Origin of the sequence: Butyrivibrio sp. CB08, assembly GCF_003625485.1 — a bacterium.
Classification (GTDB): Bacteria; Bacillota; Clostridia; order Lachnospirales; family Lachnospiraceae; genus Butyrivibrio.
On the sequence record NZ_RAIR01000003.1, the window covers coordinates 283,470 to 304,503 of the forward strand.

At 43.3% G+C, this 21,034-nt stretch carries 18 protein-coding genes, 1 pseudogene and 1 other annotated feature; of the genes and pseudogenes, 17 read left to right on the forward strand and 2 right to left on the reverse strand.

Annotation, left to right across the window (positions count from 1 at the left end; translation table 11 throughout):
- Positions 1–26 precede the first annotated feature (26 nt).
- The 17 genes from rpmG to D6855_RS07685 all read left to right on the forward strand — a co-directional run bounded on the left by rpmG (position 27) and on the right by D6855_RS07685 (position 19,387).
- Complete coding sequence (rpmG, locus tag D6855_RS07610) at positions 27–176, forward strand: 50S ribosomal protein L33 (protein ID WP_013281689.1); 150 nt, start codon at positions 27–29, stop codon at positions 174–176.
- 30 nt (positions 177–206) lie between these two features.
- Complete coding sequence (secE, locus tag D6855_RS07615) at positions 207–395, forward strand: preprotein translocase subunit SecE (RefSeq protein WP_120739655.1); 189 nt, start codon at positions 207–209, stop codon at positions 393–395.
- A 15-nt stretch (positions 396–410) separates the two neighbouring features.
- On the forward strand, positions 411–1,061 hold the full coding sequence (nusG, locus tag D6855_RS07620) for a transcription termination/antitermination protein NusG (RefSeq protein ID WP_120739657.1): 651 nt from the start codon (positions 411–413) through the stop codon (positions 1,059–1,061).
- Between the two features lie 109 nt (positions 1,062–1,170).
- Positions 1,171–1,596: a 50S ribosomal protein L11 gene (gene rplK, locus D6855_RS07625; protein WP_022765113.1), complete on the forward strand. Its 426-nt coding sequence runs from the start codon at positions 1,171–1,173 to the stop codon at positions 1,594–1,596.
- A gap of 13 nt (positions 1,597–1,609) precedes the next feature.
- Complete coding sequence (rplA, locus tag D6855_RS07630) at positions 1,610–2,299, forward strand: 50S ribosomal protein L1 (RefSeq protein ID WP_120739659.1); 690 nt, start codon at positions 1,610–1,612, stop codon at positions 2,297–2,299.
- A gap of 105 nt (positions 2,300–2,404) precedes the next feature.
- Positions 2,405–3,685: a CapA family protein gene (locus D6855_RS07635; protein ID WP_120739661.1), complete on the forward strand. Its 1,281-nt coding sequence runs from the start codon at positions 2,405–2,407 to the stop codon at positions 3,683–3,685.
- Between the two features lie 57 nt (positions 3,686–3,742).
- Positions 3,743–3,886 (forward strand) — a sequence feature (ribosomal protein L10 leader region).
- A 23-nt stretch (positions 3,887–3,909) separates the two neighbouring features.
- Positions 3,910–4,536 (forward strand): 50S ribosomal protein L10, encoded by a 627-nt coding sequence (rplJ, locus tag D6855_RS07640; RefSeq protein ID WP_120739663.1) that lies wholly within the window; start codon positions 3,910–3,912, stop codon positions 4,534–4,536.
- Positions 4,537–4,601: 65 nt separating this feature from the next.
- Positions 4,602–4,979, forward strand: coding sequence for a 50S ribosomal protein L7/L12 (gene rplL, locus D6855_RS07645; protein ID WP_120739665.1), 378 nt, complete (start codon positions 4,602–4,604; stop codon positions 4,977–4,979).
- A gap of 206 nt (positions 4,980–5,185) precedes the next feature.
- Positions 5,186–9,046, forward strand: coding sequence for a DNA-directed RNA polymerase subunit beta (gene rpoB, locus D6855_RS07650; RefSeq protein WP_120739667.1), 3,861 nt, complete (start codon positions 5,186–5,188; stop codon positions 9,044–9,046).
- Between the two features lie 59 nt (positions 9,047–9,105).
- Positions 9,106–12,831 (forward strand): DNA-directed RNA polymerase subunit beta', encoded by a 3,726-nt coding sequence (gene rpoC, locus D6855_RS07655; protein ID WP_120739845.1) that lies wholly within the window; start codon positions 9,106–9,108, stop codon positions 12,829–12,831.
- Positions 12,832–12,960: 129 nt separating this feature from the next.
- Positions 12,961–13,380 carry a 30S ribosomal protein S12 gene (gene rpsL, locus D6855_RS07660; protein WP_026515647.1) on the forward strand — a complete coding sequence of 140 codons (420 nt, stop codon included), beginning with the start codon at positions 12,961–12,963 and terminating at the stop codon, positions 13,378–13,380.
- Between the two features lie 144 nt (positions 13,381–13,524).
- Positions 13,525–13,995 (forward strand): 30S ribosomal protein S7, encoded by a 471-nt coding sequence (rpsG, locus tag D6855_RS07665; RefSeq protein ID WP_013281752.1) that lies wholly within the window; start codon positions 13,525–13,527, stop codon positions 13,993–13,995.
- A 49-nt stretch (positions 13,996–14,044) separates the two neighbouring features.
- Complete coding sequence (gene fusA, locus D6855_RS07670; RefSeq protein WP_120739669.1) at positions 14,045–16,159, forward strand: elongation factor G; 2,115 nt, start codon at positions 14,045–14,047, stop codon at positions 16,157–16,159.
- 140 nt (positions 16,160–16,299) lie between these two features.
- On the forward strand, positions 16,300–17,490 hold the full coding sequence (gene tuf / locus D6855_RS07675; RefSeq protein WP_120739671.1) for an elongation factor Tu: 1,191 nt from the start codon (positions 16,300–16,302) through the stop codon (positions 17,488–17,490).
- 293 nt (positions 17,491–17,783) lie between these two features.
- Positions 17,784–17,957, forward strand: coding sequence for a hypothetical protein (locus D6855_RS16790; RefSeq protein ID WP_199712414.1), 174 nt, complete (start codon positions 17,784–17,786; stop codon positions 17,955–17,957).
- Entirely contained in the window at positions 17,944–18,654 is a 711-nt protein-coding gene (locus D6855_RS07680; RefSeq protein WP_120739673.1) for a type II toxin-antitoxin system PemK/MazF family toxin, read from the forward strand. The genes D6855_RS16790 and D6855_RS07680 overlap by 14 nt, the downstream gene beginning before the upstream one ends.
- Positions 18,655–18,877: 223 nt before the next feature.
- The gene (locus D6855_RS07685; protein WP_120739674.1) at positions 18,878–19,387 is read left to right on the forward strand and encodes a GNAT family N-acetyltransferase; all 510 of its coding nucleotides are present in this window, start codon (positions 18,878–18,880) and stop codon (positions 19,385–19,387) included.
- Between the two features lie 126 nt (positions 19,388–19,513).
- Here the strand turns inward: D6855_RS07685 and D6855_RS07690 are convergent.
- Together D6855_RS07690 and D6855_RS07695 are read right to left on the reverse strand one after the other, a co-directional pair.
- A pseudogene (locus D6855_RS07690) lies at positions 19,514–19,715 on the reverse strand (transposase); the annotation flags it as partial.
- Positions 19,716–19,742: 27 nt separating this feature from the next.
- Positions 19,743–20,465 (reverse strand): helix-turn-helix domain-containing protein, encoded by a 723-nt coding sequence (locus D6855_RS07695; protein WP_120739676.1) that lies wholly within the window; start codon positions 20,463–20,465, stop codon positions 19,743–19,745.
- Between the last annotated feature and the right edge of the window lie 569 nt (positions 20,466–21,034).

Below are 21,034 nucleotides of genomic sequence, written 5' to 3' on the forward strand. Positions count from 1 at the left end.
ATTTATAAACGCGCGGAGGTGAAATAATGCGTACAAGAATCACATTAGCATGCACAGATTGCAAGAATCGTAACTACGACACAACTAAGGATAAGAAGACACATCCAGATCGTGTTGAGATGAAGAAGTACTGCCCATTCTGCAAGAAGCATACATTACATAAGGAAACAAAGTAATTCGTCCTTATTATTCGAGGTAAATAATACATGGAAAAGATCAAGAGTTTCTTCACAGGTGTAAAAGCAGAGTTTGGAAAGATCATATGGCCTACAAAGGATGACGTTACCAAGCAGACAACAGCAGTTGTTGTGGTATCTGTTATTTGTTGCGCTCTGATCGCTGTATTAGACTATGCATTTGGATATGGAATGAATTTCATTACATCCATTTTCTAATTTAAAGGAGATAATATGTCAGAAGAAATGGAAAAGAATCTTGAGCAGGACGCTCAAAGTTCCGCCGAGACAGTATCTGATGAGGTATTATCAGATGCAGAGAATCTAGGCACTGATGCAGCAGCTGAAGATACTACCACTGAGAATGAGAATGCTCACTGGTATGTTGTTCATACATATTCCGGATACGAGAACAAGGTTAAGGCTAACCTTGAGAAGACCATTGAGAACAGACACCTTCAGGACAAGATCCTTGAGGTAAGAGTTCCACTTCAGGATGTTGTAGAAGTTAAAAATGGCGCAAGGAAGAATGTTCAGAGAAAGATGTTCCCTGGATACGTTCTTGTAAATATGGATATGAATGACGAGACCTGGTATGTTGTCCGCAATACTAGAGGCGTTACTGGTTTCGTAGGACCTGGATCCAAGCCAGTTCCACTTACAGATGCAGAGATCAAGCCACTTGGCATCAAGACAGATACAGTATCTGTTAACTTTGGTGTTGGTGATGAGATTGCAGTTATCGCTGGTGTTTGGAAGGATACTGCAGGCGTTGTACAGAGAATGGATTTCGGAAAACAGACTGCTACTATCAATGTAGACCTGTTTGGAAGAGAGACTCCTGTAGAGATCAGCTTCGCAGAGGTTCGCAAGATAGATTCTTAATTAATTTATGGTATTTGAGTGCTTCGGCATTTAAATATATAGTAACATCCACTGAGTGGGAGTGCTGCAATGCAGCATGTCCGACCACATATTTTCAGGAGGTGCCAGAATGGCAAAGAAAGTCGAAGGATACATTAAGTTACAGATCCAGGCTGGTAAAGCAACACCAGCACCACCAGTTGGACCAGCACTTGGTCAGCATGGTGTAAACATCGTTGAATTCACAAAGCAGTTCAACGCACAGACAGCAGATAAGGGTGACGTTATCATCCCTGTTGTTATCACAGTTTATGCAGACAGAAGTTTCACATTCATCACAAAGACTCCACCAGCTGCAGTTCTTCTTAAGAAGGCAGCTAAGATCCAGAAGGGTTCAGGAGTTCCTAACAAGACAAAGGTTGCAACTGTTTCTAAGGAAGACGTTAGAAAGATTGCAGAGACCAAGATGCCTGACCTCAACGCTGTTGACATCGAGGGTGCTATGAGCATGATCGCTGGAACAGCACGTAGTATGGGAATCGTAGTAGAAGACTGATGGAGGATGAGAGATGAAACACGGAAAGAAATATGTAGAAGCTGCTAAGCTTATCGATAAGACTCAGCAGTACGAAGCCGCAGAAGCTATTTCTCTTGTTAAGAAGTCAGCTACTGCAAAGTTTGATGAGACAGTAGAAGCTCACATCAGAACAGGATGTGATTCCCGTCATGCTGATCAGCAGATCAGAGGCGCTGTAGTTCTTCCTAACGGAACAGGTAAGGAAGTAAAGGTTCTCGTTTTCGCTAAGGGAACAAAGCTTGACGAGGCTCAGGCAGCAGGCGCAGATCATGTTGGTGGCGAGGAGCTTATTCCTAAGATCCAGAATGATGGATGGCTTGATTTCGACGTTGTAGTTGCAACACCTGATATGATGGGCGTTGTAGGACGTCTTGGTAAGGTACTTGGACCTAAGGGTCTTATGCCAAACCCTAAGGCTGGTACAGTTACAATGGATGTAGCTAAGGCTATCGCTGATATCAAGGCTGGTAAGATCGAGTACAGACTTGACAAGGCTAACATCATCCACGTTCCAGTTGGAAAGGCATCTTTCACAGAGGAGCAGCTTGAGCAGAACTTCAACGCTCTTATGGATGCTATCACAAAGGCTAGACCTTCATCTGTTAAGGGTCAGTACTTAAAGAGCATTACTCTTGCAACAACTATGGGCCCTGGTGTCAAGGTTGTTTCAAACAAGTACTAATTTCTTTAGCATTAAGCTTGTGAACTTAAGGCGGATCACTTCGGTGGTCCGCTTTTTTGTATCTGTAAAGTGGCAAGGTACAATATCTTGTGCTATACTTGTCCCATGAGAAGAAAAGGTTACTACGATCAGGATCACTGGACTGATAAGATCAATATAAAGAAACTATTACAGAAGCCACAGACAGTGGCTTTTCTGTTGACTTTTGCTATTGTGCTGGCGATAGGTGTCCCAGCTCTTTTTATTGTTAAGAGTTATAAGCAGACTGGCAATATGCAGAGGTCTCCTTTTGCCAGCAAGTGGGAGGCGATCCCTGAAGCAGCTATGGCTACCAACGCCGCAGTTACCAGTGAAGAGGCAGCCCACAAAGCAGCAGTCATATTTGAAGGCGATGAGGATTACACCCACGTTATTGGAGCTGGGGATGAGGATACAGTTACCATAGGTTTTGCGGGAGACGTTCTGTTTGATACAGGCTACGCTGTGGGAGATGCTTTTAAGAGAGCTGGAAACACGGCAGAAGGTGTGGTTGGCCAGAGCCTTCTTGAGAAGATGCGAGGAGTTGACATCATGATGGTCAACAACGAGTTCGCGTATTCCACAGGAGGAACGCCAACAGAGGGCAAGACCTATACCTTCAGAGCAGACCCTGCATCAGCATCGATCCTTAATACCATGGGAGTCGATATCGTCGGACTAGCAAACAATCACGCTTATGACTATGGACAGCAGGCTTTTTTAGACACCATGGCTGCCCTTGATAATGCGGGAGTTGCATACGCAGGAGCAGGAGCTACCATTGAGCAGGCTTCTCACCCTGTCTACTATATAACAGACAATGGTATGAAGATCGCTATTATCTGCGCAACCCAGATCGAGAGACTTGATAACCCTGATACCAAGGGAGCTACTGAAACATCTCCAGGAGTATTCAGATGTCTAAACGACTCTCTTCTATTAGAGAAGGTTCGCGAGGCCAGGGAGAAGAACGCTTATGTTGTGGTATTCATTCACTGGGGAACCGAGAGTACTACCGAGATAGATTACCTTCAGAGGGATCAGGCAAAAGAGATAGCGGATGCCGGAGCTAACCTGATAATAGGTTCACACCCACATGTCCTTCAAAAGATTGATTATGTTGACGGAGTACCAGTAGTTTACAGCCTTGGCAACTATATCTTTAATTCCAAGACCCTGGATACAGGAATGGTCATCACCACTCTTCACAAGGACGGAACAGTAAACCTTCAGTTTGTCCCTGCGATCCAGAGTGGATGCACAGTAAGAGAAGCTACTGGTGAGGAGTACAGCAGAGTCCTCAATGAAATGGCTGCCATGTCACCTGGAATAAATCTGGATGGCAACGGATATATAAGCCCAAGATAAGTTTTATATAGAAAAACGCTTGACAATAAAAACACTATATGTTATTTTATTCAAGGTCGTCAAAAAGACGCCATGCCGAAGACAGCAGGTGTTCCATATGAAATGTATGTGGAACGTAAAGTGTAAGCGCCTGCCGAGGAAAAGTTTAGATTAGACTTTTATGCCTCTCGATGTCTTCGAGGGGTATTTTTTTCGGCGGTTAAATTCTATAAGGAGGTAAAAAGATGGCAAAGGTTGAACTTAAGAAACCTGTAGTAGAAGAGATCTCAGCTAAGATCAAAGATGCTCAGGCACTCGTACTTGTAGATCACCGCGGACTTACTGTTGCCCAGGACACAGAGCTTCGTAAGAAGCTTCGTGAAGAAGGCGTAACATACAAGGTGTACAAGAACACAATGATGAACTTCGCATTCCAGGGAACTGACTTCGAGCAGCTCAAGGACCTTTTAAACGGACCTTCAGCAATGGCTGTATCAGAGACAGATCCTGCAGCACCAGCTCGTGTACTTTATGAGTTTGCTAAGAAGGCAAAGGCTCTTGAGATTAAGGGTGGTGTAATCGAAGGTAAGTTCTACGATGCAGCAGCTATGGCTGAGATCGCAACTATCCCTTCAAAGGAAGTTCTTCTTTCAAGATTGCTTGGTTCTATGCAGTCACCTATCGCAAACTTCGCTCGCGTTATCAATCAGATCGCAGAGAAAGGTGGCGAGGCTGCACCTGCAGAGGCAGCAGCTCCTGCAGAAGAGGCAGCACCTGCACCAGCTGAAGAGGCAGCACCTGCTGAGACAGCTGAGGCACCTGCAGCAGAGGCTCCAGCAGCTGAAGCAGCAGAAGCACCTGCAGCAGAGTAATTTACTCTTTGCAGTAAACTAACATTTATTTATTGAAAATTACAAATTATATGGAGGAAAATATAATGGCAAAGTTAACAACAGCAGAATTTATCGATGCTATCAAAGAGCTTACAGTACTCGAGCTTAACGATCTTGTAAAGGCTTGCGAGGAAGAGTTTGGCGTATCTGCAGCAGCAGGCGTTGTAGTAGCAGCAGCTGGCGCTGGCGCAGCAGCAGGCGGAGAGGAGAAGTCTGAGTTCAACGTAGAGCTTACAGAGGTTGGTCCTAACAAGGTTAAGGTTATCAAGGTTGTTCGTGAGCTTACAGGTCTTGGACTTAAGGAAGCAAAGGATCTCGTTGATGGTGCTCCTAAGATGGTTAAGGAGAACGCAGCTAAGGCTGAGGCTGATGATATCAAGGCTAAGCTTGAGGCTGAGGGTGCAAAGGTTACACTCAAATAAGTTCAACTTGCATTTTCAAGGGTCAGACACGCAAGTGTCTGGCTCTTTTTATTATTTAAAAAAGTTCTTGACATCCATTTTTGCTAGACGTATAATGGACAATGCACTATTGTGGTGCAGTGGGTCTTTTTGCGCATTTTTTTAATGTGCTTTCTTTTGGACCTCTCTAATCCACTAAAAAATTTGAAGAACGGGGTGAAATGTCAATGGAAAAAAACAGATTACATCCTACCGGCTCTGGTAAGAATCTTCGTATGAGTTTCCAGCGCCAGAAGGAAGTCCTGGAGATGCCTAACCTGATTGAAGTTCAGAAGAACTCATATCAGTGGTTTCTTGACGAAGGCTTGAAGGAAGTCTTCGACGATATCTCTCCAATTGAGGACTATAGTGGCAAGCTTAGTCTTGAATTTGTTGATTTCAAGCTTTGTGAGGATGAGATCGACAAGAACAAGAACACTATTGAGAAGTGTAAAGAGAGAGATGCTACTTTTGCAGCTCCATTGAAGGTTAAAGTTCGTCTCCACAACAAGGAGAAGGATGAGATCACAGAGCACGAGATCTTTATGGGTGATCTTCCTCTTATGACAGCTACCGGAACTTTCGTAATCAATGGCGCAGAGCGTGTAATCGTCAGCCAGCTCGTACGTTCCCCCGGTATCTATTACGATATAACATATGATAAGATCGGTAAGCAGCTCATGGCCTGCACTGTTATCCCTAACAGAGGTGCTTGGCTTGAGTATGAGACTGATCCTAATGACGTATTCTACGCTAGAGTAGACAGAACAAGGAAAGTCCCTGTTACTGTTCTTATTAGAGCGCTCGGAATTGGAACTAACGAGGAGATCCTTGAGCTCTTTGGCGATGAGCCTAAGATTCAGGGAAGCTTTTCTAAGGATTCATCTACTGATTATCAGTCAGGTCTTCTTGAGCTCTATAGGAAGATCCGTCCTGGTGAGCCTCTTTCTGTTGAGAGTGCAGAGAGCCTTATCACAGCTATGTTCTTCGATCCAAGAAGATATGACCTTGCTAAGGTTGGTAGATATAAATTTAATAAGAAGCTTCACTTCAAGAACCGTATCAGCGGACATGTTCTTGCTGAGGACGTTGTTGATGAGACAACTGGCGAGATGATCGCAGCTGCAGGCACTAAGGTTGACAGAGAGCTTGCAACAGAGATCCAGGACAGCGCTATTCCTTATGTAATCCTTCAGGAAGAGGAGCGTAACGTCAAGGTTCTTTCTAATATGATGGTAGACATCACACACTTCATTGAGTGTGATCCTGCTGAGCTTGGAATTAATGAGAATGTATACTACCCAGTTCTTAAAGAGATCTTAGAGGAGTACACAGTTAAGAACGATCCTGAGGGTCTTGCTGAGACACTTAAGAAGAGAGTTCATGAACTTATTCCTAAGCATATTACTAAGGAAGATATCATTGCTTCTATCAACTACAATATCCATCTTGAGTATGGTATTGGTAACGATGATGATATCGATCACCTTGGTAACAGACGTATCCGTTGCGTAGGTGAGCTTTTACAGAACCAGTACCGCATCGGTCTTTCAAGACTTGAGAGAGTAGTTCGTGAGAGAATGACAACTCACGACACAGAGGAAGTTTCTCCTCAGACTCTTATCAATATTAAGCCTGTACAGGCAGCAGTTAAGGAGTTCTTCGGTTCATCACAGCTTTCACAGTTCATGGATCAAAATAACCCTCTTGGCGAGCTTACACACAAGAGACGTCTTTCAGCACTTGGTCCTGGCGGTCTTTCAAGAGACAGAGCCGGATTCGAGGTTCGAGACGTTCACTATACACACTATGGACGTATGTGTCCTATCGAGACACCTGAAGGTCCTAACATCGGTCTTATCAACTCCCTTGCAAGCTATGCAAGAGTTAATGATTACGGCTTTGTTGAGGCACCTTACCGTAAGGTAGACAGAACTGATCCTGAGAACCCTAGGGTTACTGATGAGGTTGAGTACCTTACAGCTGATGAAGAAGATAACTATCATGTAGCTCAGGCTAATACACCTCTTGATGAAGAGGGACACTTCAAGAAGAAGAACGCTTCTGGAAGATACAAGGATGAGACATCTGAGTATCCTAAGACAATGTTTGAGTACATGGACGTATCTCCTCGTATGGTATTCTCAGTTGCTACAGCACTTATTCCATTCCTTGAGAACGACGATGCTAACCGTGCGCTGATGGGATCAAACATGCAGCGTCAGGCGGTACCTCTTTTAACAACAGAGGCTCCTGCAGTTGGAACAGGTATGGAGAAGAAGGCAGCTGTTGACTCTGGTGTCTGCGTAGTTGCCAGAAAAGCTGGTACTATTGATTTCGTAGACTCCAAGCTGATCCAGATGACATACGATGATGGTGAGAAGGAAGAGTATCACCTTATCAAGTTCCAGAGATCAAACCAGAGTAACTGCTACAACCAGAGACCAATCGTATTTAAGGGCGACCATGTTGAGGCTGGACAGGTTATTGCAGACGGTCCTTCAACTTCACAGGGTGAACTTGGTCTTGGTAAGAACCCTCTCATCGGATTCATGACATGGGAAGGTTACAACTACGAGGACGCTGTTCTCCTTTCAGAGAGACTTGTTCGTGACGATGTATTTACATCTGTACATATTGAAGAGTACGAGGCAGAGGCTAGAGAGACCAAGCTCGGACCAGAAGAGATCACACGTGATGTTCCTGGTGTTGGTGATGATGCTCTTAAGGACCTTGACGATCGCGGAATCATCCGCATCGGTGCTGAGGTTCGTGCCGGTGATATCCTTGTAGGTAAGGTTACACCTAAGGGTGAGACTGAGCTTACAGCTGAGGAGAGACTCCTTCGTGCGATCTTTGGTGAGAAGGCCAGAGAGGTTAGAGATACATCTCTTAAGGTTCCTCACGGTGAGTACGGTATCGTTGTTGATGCCAAGGTATTCACAAGAGAAAATGGCGATGAGCTTTCACCTGGTGTTAATCAGGCAGTTCGCATCTATATCGCTCAGAAGCGTAAGATTTCTGTAGGTGATAAGATGGCTGGTCGTCATGGTAACAAGGGTGTCGTTTCAAGAGTACTTCCTATAGAAGATATGCCATATCTTCCAAACGGCAGACCTCTTGATATCGTGCTTAACCCATTGGGCGTTCCTTCACGTATGAACATTGGTCAGGTCCTTGAGATCCACCTTTCACTTGCTGCTAAGGCTCTTGGATTTAACATCGCAACACCTATCTTCGACGGTGCTAACGAGATTGATATCCAGGATACTCTTGAGCTTGCCAATGACTATGTAAATAGTACCTGGGAAGAGTTCGAGGCTAAGTATAAAGACCTCGTTCATCCTGAGATCATGACATACCTCTATGAGAATAGAGACCACAGAGAGCTTTGGAAGGGAGTTCCTATTAAGTCAGATGGTAAGGTTCAGCTCCGTGACGGTAGAACAGGTCAGAAGTTTGACTCACCTACAACAATCGGACACATGCATTACCTCAAGCTCCACCACCTGGTTGACGATAAGATCCACGCTCGTTCAACTGGTCCTTACTCACTCGTAACTCAGCAGCCACTCGGTGGTAAAGCTCAGTTCGGTGGACAGCGTTTTGGTGAGATGGAGGTTTGGGCACTGGAAGCTTACGGTGCAGCCTATACACTTCAGGAAATCCTTACAGTTAAGTCCGACGATGTAATCGGACGTGTTAAGACTTACGAAGCCATCATCAAGGGCGACAATATTCCAGATCCTGGTGTTCCAGAATCATTCAAGGTTCTTCTTAAGGAGCTCCAGTCACTTGGTCTTGATATCAAGGTACTTCGTGAGGACAACACTGAAGTAGAAATTATGGAAAGCGTTGATTATACAGATTCTGATTACCGCTACGAGATCGAAGGCGATACATCAGGACGCGATTACAGATCAGAGTCATTTGAGGCTAACGGATATACTCAGCAGAGCTTTAATGATGAAGGTCAGCTTGAGAACGTAGAGTCTGAAGATGATTTTGCCGATGATTTTGATTCAGAAGGATCATTCGACGAAGAGTAATTGCAACTGTTAATTAGCGACTAAACATAGAAAAGAGGTTACGAATGTCTGATTCAACAATGAATAAAGCAATAAATGAAGCTTCAAGTGGCAGATCCACACAGCAGCAGACTTATCAGCCAATGACATTTGATTCAATCAAGATCGGACTTGCATCTCCTGAAAAGATCAGAAGCTGGGCTCACAAGGTAGATGAGGATAACAGAGGCGAGGTTACTAAGCCTGAGACAATCAACTACAGAACTTTAAAGCCTGAGAAAGACGGTCTTTTCTGCGAAAGGATCTTTGGACCTACAAAGGACTGGGAGTGCCACTGCGGTAAATATAAGAAGATTAGATATAAGGGAGTTGTCTGCGACAGATGTGGCGTTGAGATCACAAAGTCTAGCGTACGTCGTGAGAGAATGGGTTACATCGAACTTGCAGCTCCTGTTTCACACATTTGGTATTTCAAAGGTATACCTAGCAGAATGGGTCTTATCCTTGACCTTTCTCCTCGTGTACTTGAGAAAGTTCTCTATTTTGCATCTTACATAGTACTTGATCCAGGTGAGACAACACTTGAGTACAAGCAGGTTCTCTCTGAGAAAGAGTATCAGGATGCAAGAGAAGAGTTTGGCGGCAAGTTCCGTGCAGGAATGGGCGCCGAGTCCATCAAGGAACTTCTCCAGGCAATTGACCTCGAGAAGGAGTATGCAGAACTCAAAGAGGGTCTTGATACTTCCAGCGGACAGAAGAGAGCAAGAATCATTAAGAGACTTGAGGTTGTTGAAGCCTTCAGAGAGTCTGGCAATGATCCAGCATGGATGATCATGGATTGCATCCCTGTAATTCCACCAGATCTTCGTCCTATGGTACAGCTTGACGGTGGACGTTTTGCTACATCAGATCTTAACGATCTTTACAGAAGAATTATCAACAGAAACAACAGACTTAAGAGACTTCTTGATCTCGGTGCACCAGATATCATCGTTCGCAACGAGAAGAGAATGCTTCAGGAAGCTGTTGATGCCCTTATTGATAACGGCAGAAGAGGAAGACCTGTAACAGGACCTGGTAACAGAGCCCTCAAGTCACTTTCTGACATGCTTAAAGGTAAGTCAGGACGTTTCAGACAGAACCTTCTTGGTAAGCGTGTTGACTACTCAGGACGTTCCGTTATCGTCGTAGGACCAGAACTTAAGATTTATCAGTGTGGACTTCCTAAGGAAATGGCTATCGAGCTGTTCAAGCCTTTCGTTATGAAGGAGCTTGTATCCAGAGGAATTTCACAGAACATCAAGAATGCCAAGAAGCTTGTTGAGCGTCTCGATGAGCAGGTTTGGGATGTACTTGAAGATGTAATCAAAGAGCATCCAGTTATGCTTAACCGTGCTCCCACACTTCACAGACTTGGTATTCAGGCATTTGAGCCAATCCTTGTAGAAGGTAAAGCTATTAAGCTTCATCCTCTTGCATGTACACCTTTCAACGCCGACTTCGACGGTGACCAGATGGCTGTTCACCTTCCACTGTCAGTTGAGGCTCAGGCTGAGTGCAGATTCCTTATGCTCTCACCTAACAACCTTCTTAAGCCTTCAGACGGAGGCCCTGTAAACGTTCCTACACAGGATATGGTACTTGGTATCTACTACCTTACACAGGAGAGACCTGGTGCTATGGGAGAAGGCAAGTGCTTCAAGAGCGTTGACGAGGCAATTCTTGCTTACGAGAATGGATACATCACTCTCCAGACAAGGATCAAGATCAAGATGGAGAAGATGAACGCAGAGGGCGAGCTCATTTCAGGACTTGTAGAGTCTACCCTTGGAAGATTCCTCTTCAACGAGATCATTCCTCAGGATCTTGGATATGTTGACAGATCAGTTCCTGAGAACTTCCTTACACTTGAAGTTGACTTCATGGTCGGTAAGAAGCAGCTCAAGCAGATCGTTACAAAGATGATCAACACACACGGTACTTTCGCTACTGCAGAAGTACTTGATGATATTAAGGCTACAGGTTACCACTACTCAACTCGTGCAGCCATGACAGTTTCAATCGCTGACATGACAGTGCCTGCTACCAAGCAGCAGCTCCTTGATGAGGCACAGGCTACAGTTGATGCTATCGCTGCTAACTATCGCCGTGGTCTTATTACAGATGAAGAGCGTTACAGCGAAGTTGTTAACACTTGGATGGATACAGATAAGAAGCTCACAGAAGAGCTGCTCGCTGGTCTTGATAAGTACAACAACATTTACATGATGGCTGACTCAGGTGCCCGTGGATCTAACCAGCAGATCAAACAGCTGGCTGGTATGCGTGGTCTGATGGCTGATACAACAGGACGTACAATCGAACTTCCTATCAAGTCAAACTTCCGTGAAGGTCTTGACGTTCTGGAGTACTTCATGTCAGCCCATGGTGCTCGTAAGGGACTTTCCGATACAGCGCTCCGTACAGCGGACTCTGGTTACCTTACACGTCGAATGGTTGACGTATCACAGGAACTTATCATCCGTGAAGTAGATTGCTGCGTGGGCAAGGAAGTAATTCCTGGAATGACTGTAAAGGCATTCACAGATGGAAAAGAAACTATCGAGCCACTTTCAGATAGAATCACAGGCAGATATGCTTGCGAGACTATCAAGGATAAAGATGGAAATGTGATCGTTAAGAAGAATCACATGATCACTCCATCAAGAGCAGCTAAGATTCTTTCAGTTGGTGTAAACAGCAAGGGTGGTCCTGTTGAGGCAGTTAAGATCAGAACAATCCTTACATGCCGTTCACACAACGGAATCTGCGCTAAGTGCTACGGTGCTAACATGGCAACAGGTGAGGCTGTTCAGGTAGGTGAGGCAGTAGGTATCATCGCAGCTCAGTCTATCGGTGAGCCTGGTACACAGCTTACCATGAGAACATTCCACACTGGTGGTGTTGCCGGTGGAGATATCACACAGGGTCTTCCTCGTGTAGAGGAGCTTTTCGAGGCTAGAAAGCCTAAGGGACTTGCAATCATTTCCGAGCTTGAAGGCCATGTAGAGATCAGAGACACCAAGAAGAAGCGTGAAGTTGTAGTAACTAACGAGGAGACAGGCGAGTCTAAGGCTTACCTCATCCCATACGGCTCACGTATCAAGGTTCTTGATGATACTAACATCGAGGCTGGTGATGAACTTACAGAAGGTTCTGTAAATCCTCACGATCTTCTCAAGATTAAGGGAATCCGTGCAGTACAGGATTATCTCCTTAGAGAAGTTCAGAGAGTATATCGTCTCCAGGGTGTTGATATCTGTGATAAGCACATCGAGGTTATCGTACGTCAGATGCTTAAGAAGGTAAGAATTGATGAAAGTGGTGACACTGATTTCCTTCCAGGCACACTTGTAGATGTACTTGATTTCGAAGATAGCAATGAGGCTCTTATCTCAGAGGGCAAGAAGCCTGCAGAAGGCAAGCAGGTAATCCTTGGTATCACTAAGGCTGCTCTTGCTACAAACTCATTCCTTTCAGCTGCTTCATTCCAGGAGACCACTAAGGTTCTTACTGATGCAGCGATCAAGGGTAAGGTTGATCCACTTATCGGTCTTAAAGAGAACGTTATCATTGGTAAGCTGATCCCTGCTGGAACAGGTATGAAGAGATACAGAAGCACAGCCCTTAACACAGACGCAAACTTCAAGGATCCTGAGAAGCTCATTCTCAAGAAGAGAAGAAGAGACTTCGAAGATGAGATGGCAGTTATTAAGGATGACATCGACATCGAGGATGATTCAGACGAGGTTGAGACTGAGGACTGATAAGTTGTCATAAAAATTTTAGTTGACAACAAAACTACAAATATTTATAATTCATAATTGCGTGTATTGACAAAGGGGTAAACTATGCCCCTTTGTCTTATGCATATATCAAAATAGGAGGTAAAAAGAATGCCAACATTTAACCAGTTAGTTAGAAAGGGTCGTCAGACATCTGTTAAGAAGTCTACTGCACCTGCTCTTCAGAAGGGCTTCAACTCTCTTCACAAGAAGGCAACAGCAACAGCTTCTCCTCAGAAGCGTGGCGTGTGCACAGCTGTTAAGACAGCTACCCCTAAGAAGCCTAACTCTGCTCTGAGAAAAATCGCCAGAGTACGTCTTTCTAACGGTATCGAGGTAACAAGCTACATTCCTGGTGAGGGACACAACCTTCAGGAGCACAGCGTTGTTCTCATCCGTGGTGGAAGAGTTAAGGATCTTCCTGGTACAAGGTATCACATCATCAGAGGTACCCTTGATACAGCAGGAGTTGCCGACAGAAAACAGGCTCGTTCTAAGTATGGCGCTAAGAGACCTAAGGCTGCCAAGTAATTTTTGTATCTATTAACAGATCTAATTAGATAGTGTTGGGATTCTTTTTCTATATTCTTTTAGTAATATAAGCAGTAAGACCCGCACGAACACTTAATTAGTGAGTACCTATGAATTTAGGAAATTCTAAAGGAGGGAAGAACCGTGCCGCGTAAAGGACATATTGTAAAACGTGACGTATTAGCGGATCCTTTATACGATAACAAGGTTGTAACCAAGCTTGTCAACACAGTTATGCTTGATGGCAAGAAGGGTGTTGCTCAGAAGATCGTATACGGAGCATTCGCACAGGTAGAGGAGAAGGCTGGTAAGCCTGCTCTTGAAGTATTCGAGGGAGCTATGAATAACATCATGCCTGCTCTCGAAGTAAAAGCTAGACGTATTGGTGGTGCTACATACCAGGTTCCTATCGAGGTTAGACCAGATAGACGTCAGGCTCTTGCACTTCGCTGGCTTGTAAATTTCTCAAGAGCTCGTGGTGAGAAGACTATGGTAGACAGACTCGCTTCAGAGATCATGGATGCATACAACAACACTGGTGCAGCTGTAAAGAGAAAAGAAGATATGCACAAGATGGCAGAAGCAAACAAGGCGTTCTCACACTACAGATTCTAATCTGTTTGTGACTAGACGTTGGTTTAATTATTTATAGGAGGAAATACCTTTGGCTGATAGACAATACCCATTGGAGAGAACCAGGAACATCGGTATCATGGCTCACATTGATGCTGGTAAGACTACTCTTACAGAGCGTATTCTTTACTATACCGGTGTAAACTATAAGATTGGTGAGACCTACGAAGGTACTGCTACCATGGACTGGATGGAGCAGGAGCAGGAGAGAGGTATCACAATCACATCTGCAGCTACAACTTGCCACTGGACACTTCAGGAAAACGGCAAGACTAAGCCAGGCGCTTTAGAGCACCGTATCAACATCATTGATACTCCTGGCCACGTTGACTTCACTGTTGAGGTTGAGCGTTCACTTCGCGTACTTGACGGTGCAGTTGGTGTATTTAGTGCTAAGGAAGGCGTTGAGCCTCAGTCTGAGAACGTTTGGCGTCAGGCTGACGGATTTAACGTTCCTCGTATGGCATTCATCAACAAGATGGATATCATCGGCGCTAACTACTACGGCGCTGTAGAGCAGATCCGTAATAGACTTAAGAAAAATGCTATTATGATTGAGATCCCTATCGGAGCTGAGGATCAGTTCCAGGGCGTTATCGATCTTTTCGAGATGCAGGCTTACATCTACAATGATGATAAGGGTGAGGATGTTACAATTGGTGAGATCCCTGCAGACCTCAAGGACGACGCTGAGCTTTACCATGGCGAGCTCGTTGAGAAGATCTGTGACCTCGATGAGGATCTTATGATGAAGTATCTTGAGGGCGAGGAGCCTTCTGTTGCTGAGCTTAAGGCAGCACTTCGTAAGGCAACTTGCGAGTGTAAGGCATTCCCTGTTTGCTGTGGTTCTGCACACAAGAACAGAGGTATCCAGAAGCTCATCGATGCTGTTATCGAGTTTATGCCTTCACCAGTAGACATCCCTGCTTGTAAGGGAACTGATATGGACGGCAACGAAATTGAAGTTGAGTCTACAGATGATGGCCCATTTGCTGCTCTTGCATTCAAGATTGTCAGCGATCCATTCGTAGGAAAGCTTGCATTCTTCCGTGTATACAGAGGAACAGCTAATTCAGGTTCTTATGTACTTAACAGTACTAAGGACAACAAGGAGCGTCTTGGACGTATCCTTCAGATGCACGCTAACAAGCGTTCAGACCTTGATAAGGTTTATTCAGGTGATATCGCAGCAGCTGTTGGTCTTAAGAACACAGTTACTGGAGATACACTTTGTGACGAGAAGAACCCTGTTATCCTTGAGTCAATGGAGTTCCCAGATCCTGTTATCGAGCTTGCTATCGAGCCTAAGACTAAGGCTGGTCAGCAGAAGCTTGACGAAGCTCTTATGAAGCTTGCTGAAGAGGATCCTACATTCAGAGCTCATACAAACCCAGAGACAGGTCAGACTATCATCGCTGGTATGGGTGAGCTTCACCTTGATATCATCGTTGACAGACTTCTTCGTGAGTATAAGGTTGAGGCTAACGTTGGTGCTCCTCAGGTTGCTTACAGAGAGGCACTTACAAAGGCTGTAGACATTGAGTCTAAGTACGCTAAGCAGTCCGGTGGACGTGGTCAGTATGGTCACTGTAAAGTTCGTTTCGAGCCTATGGATGCTAACGGAGACAACCTTTACCAGTTCGATAGCGAAGTTGTTGGTGGTGCTATTCCTAAGGAATTCATCCAGCCAATCAGCGAAGGTATCGAAGAGGCTATGAAGGCTGGTACACTTGGTGGATATCCTGTTGTTGGTGTACATGCTACAGTATACGACGGATCATACCACGAAGTAGACTCATCTGAGATGGCATTCCACATCGCTGGTTCTATGGCGTTCAAGGATGCTATGCAGAAGGGATCACCTGTACTTCTTGAGCCTATCATGAAGGTTGAAGTTACAATGCCTGAGGAGTACATGGGAGACGTTATTGGTGACATTAACTCTCGCCGTGGACAGGTTGAAGGTATGGATGACCTTGGCGGTGGCAAGATCGTTAGAGCACATGTGCCTCTTGCTGAGATGTTCGGATATGCTACAGACCTTCGTTCAAGAACTCAGGGACGTGGTAACTACTCAATGTTCTTCGAGAAGTATATGCCAGTTCCAAAGAATGTTCAGGACAAAGTCCTTTCAAACAAGGGCTGATTGAGCATTTAATTTAAGAAAGACGCGTAAAATCTAAGTTTACGCTTGATTTAACGCTAATCTTTTAATATAATCGATATAGTCGGTTAAATTATGTATGAAAATGTTTATTAACATTTCACTAAGGAGGATATTTAGAAATGGCAAAAGCTAAGTTTGACAGAAGCAAACCACACGTTAACATTGGTACAATCGGACACGTTGACCATGGTAAGACAACTCTTACAGCAGCTATCACAACTGTTCTTGCAGACAGAGGTTTCAGCCCTGCTGTTGCATTCGATCAGATCGATAAGGCTCCAGAAGAGAAAGAGCGTGGAATCACAATCAACTCTGCTCACATCGAGTACGAGACAGAGAAGAGACACTATGCTCACGTAGACTGCCCAGGTCACGCTGACTACGTTAAGAACATGATCACAGGTGCAGCTCAGATGGATGGTTCTATCCTCGTTGTTGCTGCTACTGACGGTGTTATGGCACAGACTAAGGAGCACGTTCTTCTTGCTCGTCAGGTAGGTGTTCCTTACATCATCGTATTCATGAACAAGTGCGATATGGTTGACGATCCTGAGCTTCTTGATCTCGTAGAGATGGAGATCAGAGACCTTCTTACAGAGTATGAGTTCCCTGGAGATGACACACCTATCATCCGTGGTTCAGCTCTTAAGGCTCTTGAGGATCCTAAGTGCGAGTGGGGCGACAAGGTTATGGAGCTCATGAACACAGTTGATGAGTACATCCCTGAGCCTACACGTGAGACAGATAAGCCTTTCCTTATGCCTGTTGAGGACGTATTCACAATCACAGGACGTGGAACAGTTGCTACAGGTAGAGTAGAGAGAGGTCACCTTAACCTCAACGACGAAATCGAAATCGTTGGTATTAAGGAAGAGACATCTAAGTCTGTATGTACTGGTATCGAGATGTTCAGAAAGACTATGGACTACTGCGAGGCTGGTGACAACGTAGGACTTCTTCTCCGTGGTGTTGACCGTGATGGTATCCAGAGAGGTCAGGTTGTAACAAAGCCTGGCACAGTAACATGCCACACAAAGTTCACTGCTGAGGTTTACGTTCTTACTAAGGACGAGGGTGGCCGTCATACACCTTTCTTCACAAACTACAGACCTCAGTTCTACTTCAGAACAACTGACGTTACAGGTGTCTGCAACCTTCCAGATGGTGTTGAGATGTGCATGCCTGGTGACCACGTAACAATGTCAATCGAGCTTATTCACCCAATCGCTATGGAGCAGGGTCTTAAGTTCGCTATCCGTGAGGGTGGACGTACAGTTGGATCAGGTAAGGTTGCTACAATCGTTGAGTAATCTTAACAAACCTAGATTTTATGCAGCTTCCAGAGCTTCTCTGGAAGCTGTTTTTTTGTATACAATCTTGCTAAAAATATCTTCTGGCTCTAATTTGGCTCTAAAAATTTTGAGTTTTTTCTAAAAGGCAGTATTTATGCGCCTTTGTAAGGTGGAGTCATGGTGCCGATTCTAGCTATGTTTTGTCGATAATAATTATATATACAACATGTTTTTGTTATGTGTTAAAATAAATAACAATGGTTGTCAGAATCATTGTTTATTCTTCATGAGTATCCAGAAAGGAGGATTCTATGGCTAATATTAGATCTGTTGAAGATTATAAGGAGTTTCTTAAAGAGAACAGAGAATTATTACACAAAAACGCTGTAAGAATCGAAGATCTTCCTCCGGATGATGATTGGATCCTCGATGATGAATGGGATGAAATATACGAGCAAGAGGTTTTAAAGCGTGGGAAAGTATAATGTTGGTGAAGTCTGGTGGATTCATTTTCCATTTGGGGATAAGGATTATGAAAAGCGTAGGCCAGCTATCGTAGTAGATGATGATACTATTGCAATTTTGGCTGTTTACGTGACCAGCAAAGATAAGGATAACCCATTCAGTATAGATATTGAAGACTGGCAGAGTATAGGGCTAACTAAGCCATCATGGGCTAGAATAGACAAGATAGTAAGTATCACTGAGTGGTTCATGGATAGAAAGATAGGTAATCTTTCAGAACGAGATGCAGCCAAGATATTGCAATTGGTTGCAGAGATACAGACCAAGAGCTTCCATGAGTTTTCATTATTGGCAGTTCAGAATTCACAAGGACAGTTTCTACAGATTTATGATGAAAGATGGGAGTGCTGGCTGTTTCCATACACAAGAACTGCTGAAGATAATAAGTCGAATGTAGACCATTTTGCTAGTGAGTTACTTCATAAGGATATAGATACCACCTATGTTACAACTGCTAAACATTGCAAATATTCTGTGAGTGATAAGGTTTACAAGATTTATAATCATAAGCTTTATAAAGTTCAGATTGACGATATCCCTGATAGCTTACCTGATGATAAGTATAAGTGGATGTCTATCGAAGACTTAGAGTTAGATGAGGCAATTATGGAAAAGAATGATGATATAATTGCCTTTGTTAAAACAAAATGCAAATAATTCTGTAGGATTTGAGGAGAGTTTGAAATTTTTTCTGTAAATAGGAATCTTCTATGATAATTTAGATTTACACGGGAGCAATCAGAGTGATTGCTCCTTTTATTGACTATACAATCCGCATATCTATAAGTCAAAAACTAATTGGGTTTTGTAAGAACATGGTGTAAGATTTTGATTGTAATTTTATCTTTCAGAATAACAATCGAAAGAGGAGACAAACTAAATGGCTGAAATAACAGTAAAAGAGGCAAATCCATCGGATGCTCAAAAGATACTTGATTATATGAAAATAATCGGTGGAGAGACAGATAACCTTACTTATGGGGCAGAAGGAAGAAATATTTCTGTTGAGAAAGAAGCAAGTATTCTGAAAACTATGCATGATGATAATAAAAGCGTATTTTATTGTGCGTGGGATGGATCAGAGTTAGTAGGAACGGCTAATCTGAGTGGGATGCCACGAAGAATGGCGCATAGGGCTGAAATAGGGATTTCTGTCCTTAAGGCATATTGGAACAGAGGGATAGGCACTAAGTTGCTTCGGCATCTTATAGATTATTCCAAGGAACATGAAATTGAAATAATAAACTTGGAAGTTCGAAGTGATAATGCAGCGGCGATTCATCTTTATAAAAAATATGGATTTGATAAGACTGGAACAATACCGGCTTTTTTCAAAATTGGAAATGAATATATTGATTTTGATCTTATGAGTTTGGATATGAGGAAATAAATATATGACACTGAATGTGTAGATATTATTAAATGTAATAATAACTCGCGATATAAATGAGTTAGGTACATAATTGTATCCTTAAATAGCCTCTATCCCATTTTTTATGAGATAGAGGCTTTGTTGTTAGTCTGTAAGTCTACCTGAATACATGATGGAAAGTTCTCCTCGAACCTTTCCCCAGTTCTGATGGGCATTGTCCATTTCTTGGTTATTTCAAAGGTCGACAGATAAAGAGCCTTCATCAATGCCTGAGCGCTTGGAAATACGCTCCTCTGCTTATTTAATCTCGGAAGCATGAATTCAGGCTCTCAATAGCATTTGTCGTGCTATGACGATATCGTTATAGCACGACTCATGATATACGTTCCCTTAAAACTAAAATCAACATGGAGATTATAAGACTATAGAAAAATCCCATGAATGGCAATGCAAGATTCGGACCAAAATATCCGAAATTACTGTAGTCAGATATCCAATTGATTAAATGAACCATAGTAACAAAAGCCCCGGATCCCAGTGCTGCCCTGATTGCAAATGTAGCTGATTTTATTGCTTCCTGTACGCTGTTATCATCTTGTTCTCTACCGATATTTAACCTTAGAAGCTTTATAAAACCTTCAAGCCGCCTTGTAAGAACAAGCATGATCAACGGCAAAATGATAACAACAGCCAACGCCACAGCATTCATGTATGAATGTGATGACATGAACTCTGGGAATACTCGTTTAATAATCCAAATGCAGCATAGAAACAGAAAAACACAGATCAATGCGCGTATAACAGAAAATTTCTTATGGTTAGCACTTTGTTCATCTATCAACATCCCTATGTTCTCCTCCGCTTTTTCATGATATTTGTCAGAAGAAAACCTTTCTCCTGACAACAATTCATTTATGGTTATATCCAACAGGCTACAGAGTTCTTTCAAGAGCTGATTATCAGGAAGAGATCTTCCGCATTCCCATTTTGAGACAGCTTTATCTGTGATATGTAACATATCAGCCAGCTGCTTTTGGGTTAAATCTTTTTCTTTTCGAAGTGTTGCGATAAATTGTCCTATTTTTTTCTGATCCATGCTCCCCCTCCGTGTATACAAGTTGGTCTGGCTGCTGTAGCAGTCAACTTTATTATCACTGTCAAAAGAAGAATGGTCAACCTACTGTTAGTATACCGGCGGTAGAGTTACAAAAACCTCCATAAATCCAATAGGTTCTCTCTAAATACTACTGAATTTATGAAGGCTTCACTAGACGCGTTTATATTACCGCTTACTCTTTTTGTTTGCCATTATAAAAAGGCCTCCTTATGATAATTGATTTTATCATAGAAGACCTTTATAACTGTGGTGTTATCTAATTTGCAGAGATTTTTTCAAACTCTCGATTTGAGACTGACGTTGGCTCTAAAATGGCTCTAAAAATATTTAAATCCATAGTTTTTTTGACAAATATAGCGATTGATGCGAGAAACAAACACCATAAATCAAGACTTTTAAAATGGATTTAAGGACACGTAACCAGAGAAGGTGGACGTACAGTTGGATCAGGTAAGGTTGCTACAATCGTTGAGTAATCTTAGCTAACCTCGATTATATGCGGCTTTCGGAGTTTCTCCGGAAGCCGTTTTTTTGTATACAAAAAGCAT

Bases quoted from the DNA above. Each gene is read 5' to 3' on its own strand.
- D6855_RS07695 (WP_120739676.1), bottom strand. From the start codon at position 20,465: ATGGATCAGAAAAAAATAGGACAATTTATCGCAACACTTCGAAAAGAA.
- rplA (WP_120739659.1), top strand. From the start codon at position 1,610: ATGAAACACGGAAAGAAATATGTAGAAGCTGCTAAGCTTATCGATAAG.
- rpoB (WP_120739667.1), top strand. From the start codon at position 5,186: ATGGAAAAAAACAGATTACATCCTACCGGCTCTGGTAAGAATCTTCGT.
- D6855_RS07635 (WP_120739661.1), top strand. From the start codon at position 2,405: ATGAGAAGAAAAGGTTACTACGATCAGGATCACTGGACTGATAAGATC.
- nusG (WP_120739657.1), top strand. From the start codon at position 411: ATGTCAGAAGAAATGGAAAAGAATCTTGAGCAGGACGCTCAAAGTTCC.
- rplK (WP_022765113.1), top strand. From the start codon at position 1,171: ATGGCAAAGAAAGTCGAAGGATACATTAAGTTACAGATCCAGGCTGGT.
- rpoC (WP_120739845.1), top strand. From the start codon at position 9,106: ATGAATAAAGCAATAAATGAAGCTTCAAGTGGCAGATCCACACAGCAG.
- rplL (WP_120739665.1), top strand. From the start codon at position 4,602: ATGGCAAAGTTAACAACAGCAGAATTTATCGATGCTATCAAAGAGCTT.
- rplJ (WP_120739663.1), top strand. From the start codon at position 3,910: ATGGCAAAGGTTGAACTTAAGAAACCTGTAGTAGAAGAGATCTCAGCT.
- tuf (WP_120739671.1), top strand. From the start codon at position 16,300: ATGGCAAAAGCTAAGTTTGACAGAAGCAAACCACACGTTAACATTGGT.
- D6855_RS16790 (WP_199712414.1), top strand. From the start codon at position 17,784: ATGGCTAATATTAGATCTGTTGAAGATTATAAGGAGTTTCTTAAAGAG.
- D6855_RS07685 (WP_120739674.1), top strand. From the start codon at position 18,878: ATGGCTGAAATAACAGTAAAAGAGGCAAATCCATCGGATGCTCAAAAG.
- secE (WP_120739655.1), top strand. From the start codon at position 207: ATGGAAAAGATCAAGAGTTTCTTCACAGGTGTAAAAGCAGAGTTTGGA.
- rpmG (WP_013281689.1), top strand. From the start codon at position 27: ATGCGTACAAGAATCACATTAGCATGCACAGATTGCAAGAATCGTAAC.
- rpsL (WP_026515647.1), top strand. From the start codon at position 12,961: ATGCCAACATTTAACCAGTTAGTTAGAAAGGGTCGTCAGACATCTGTT.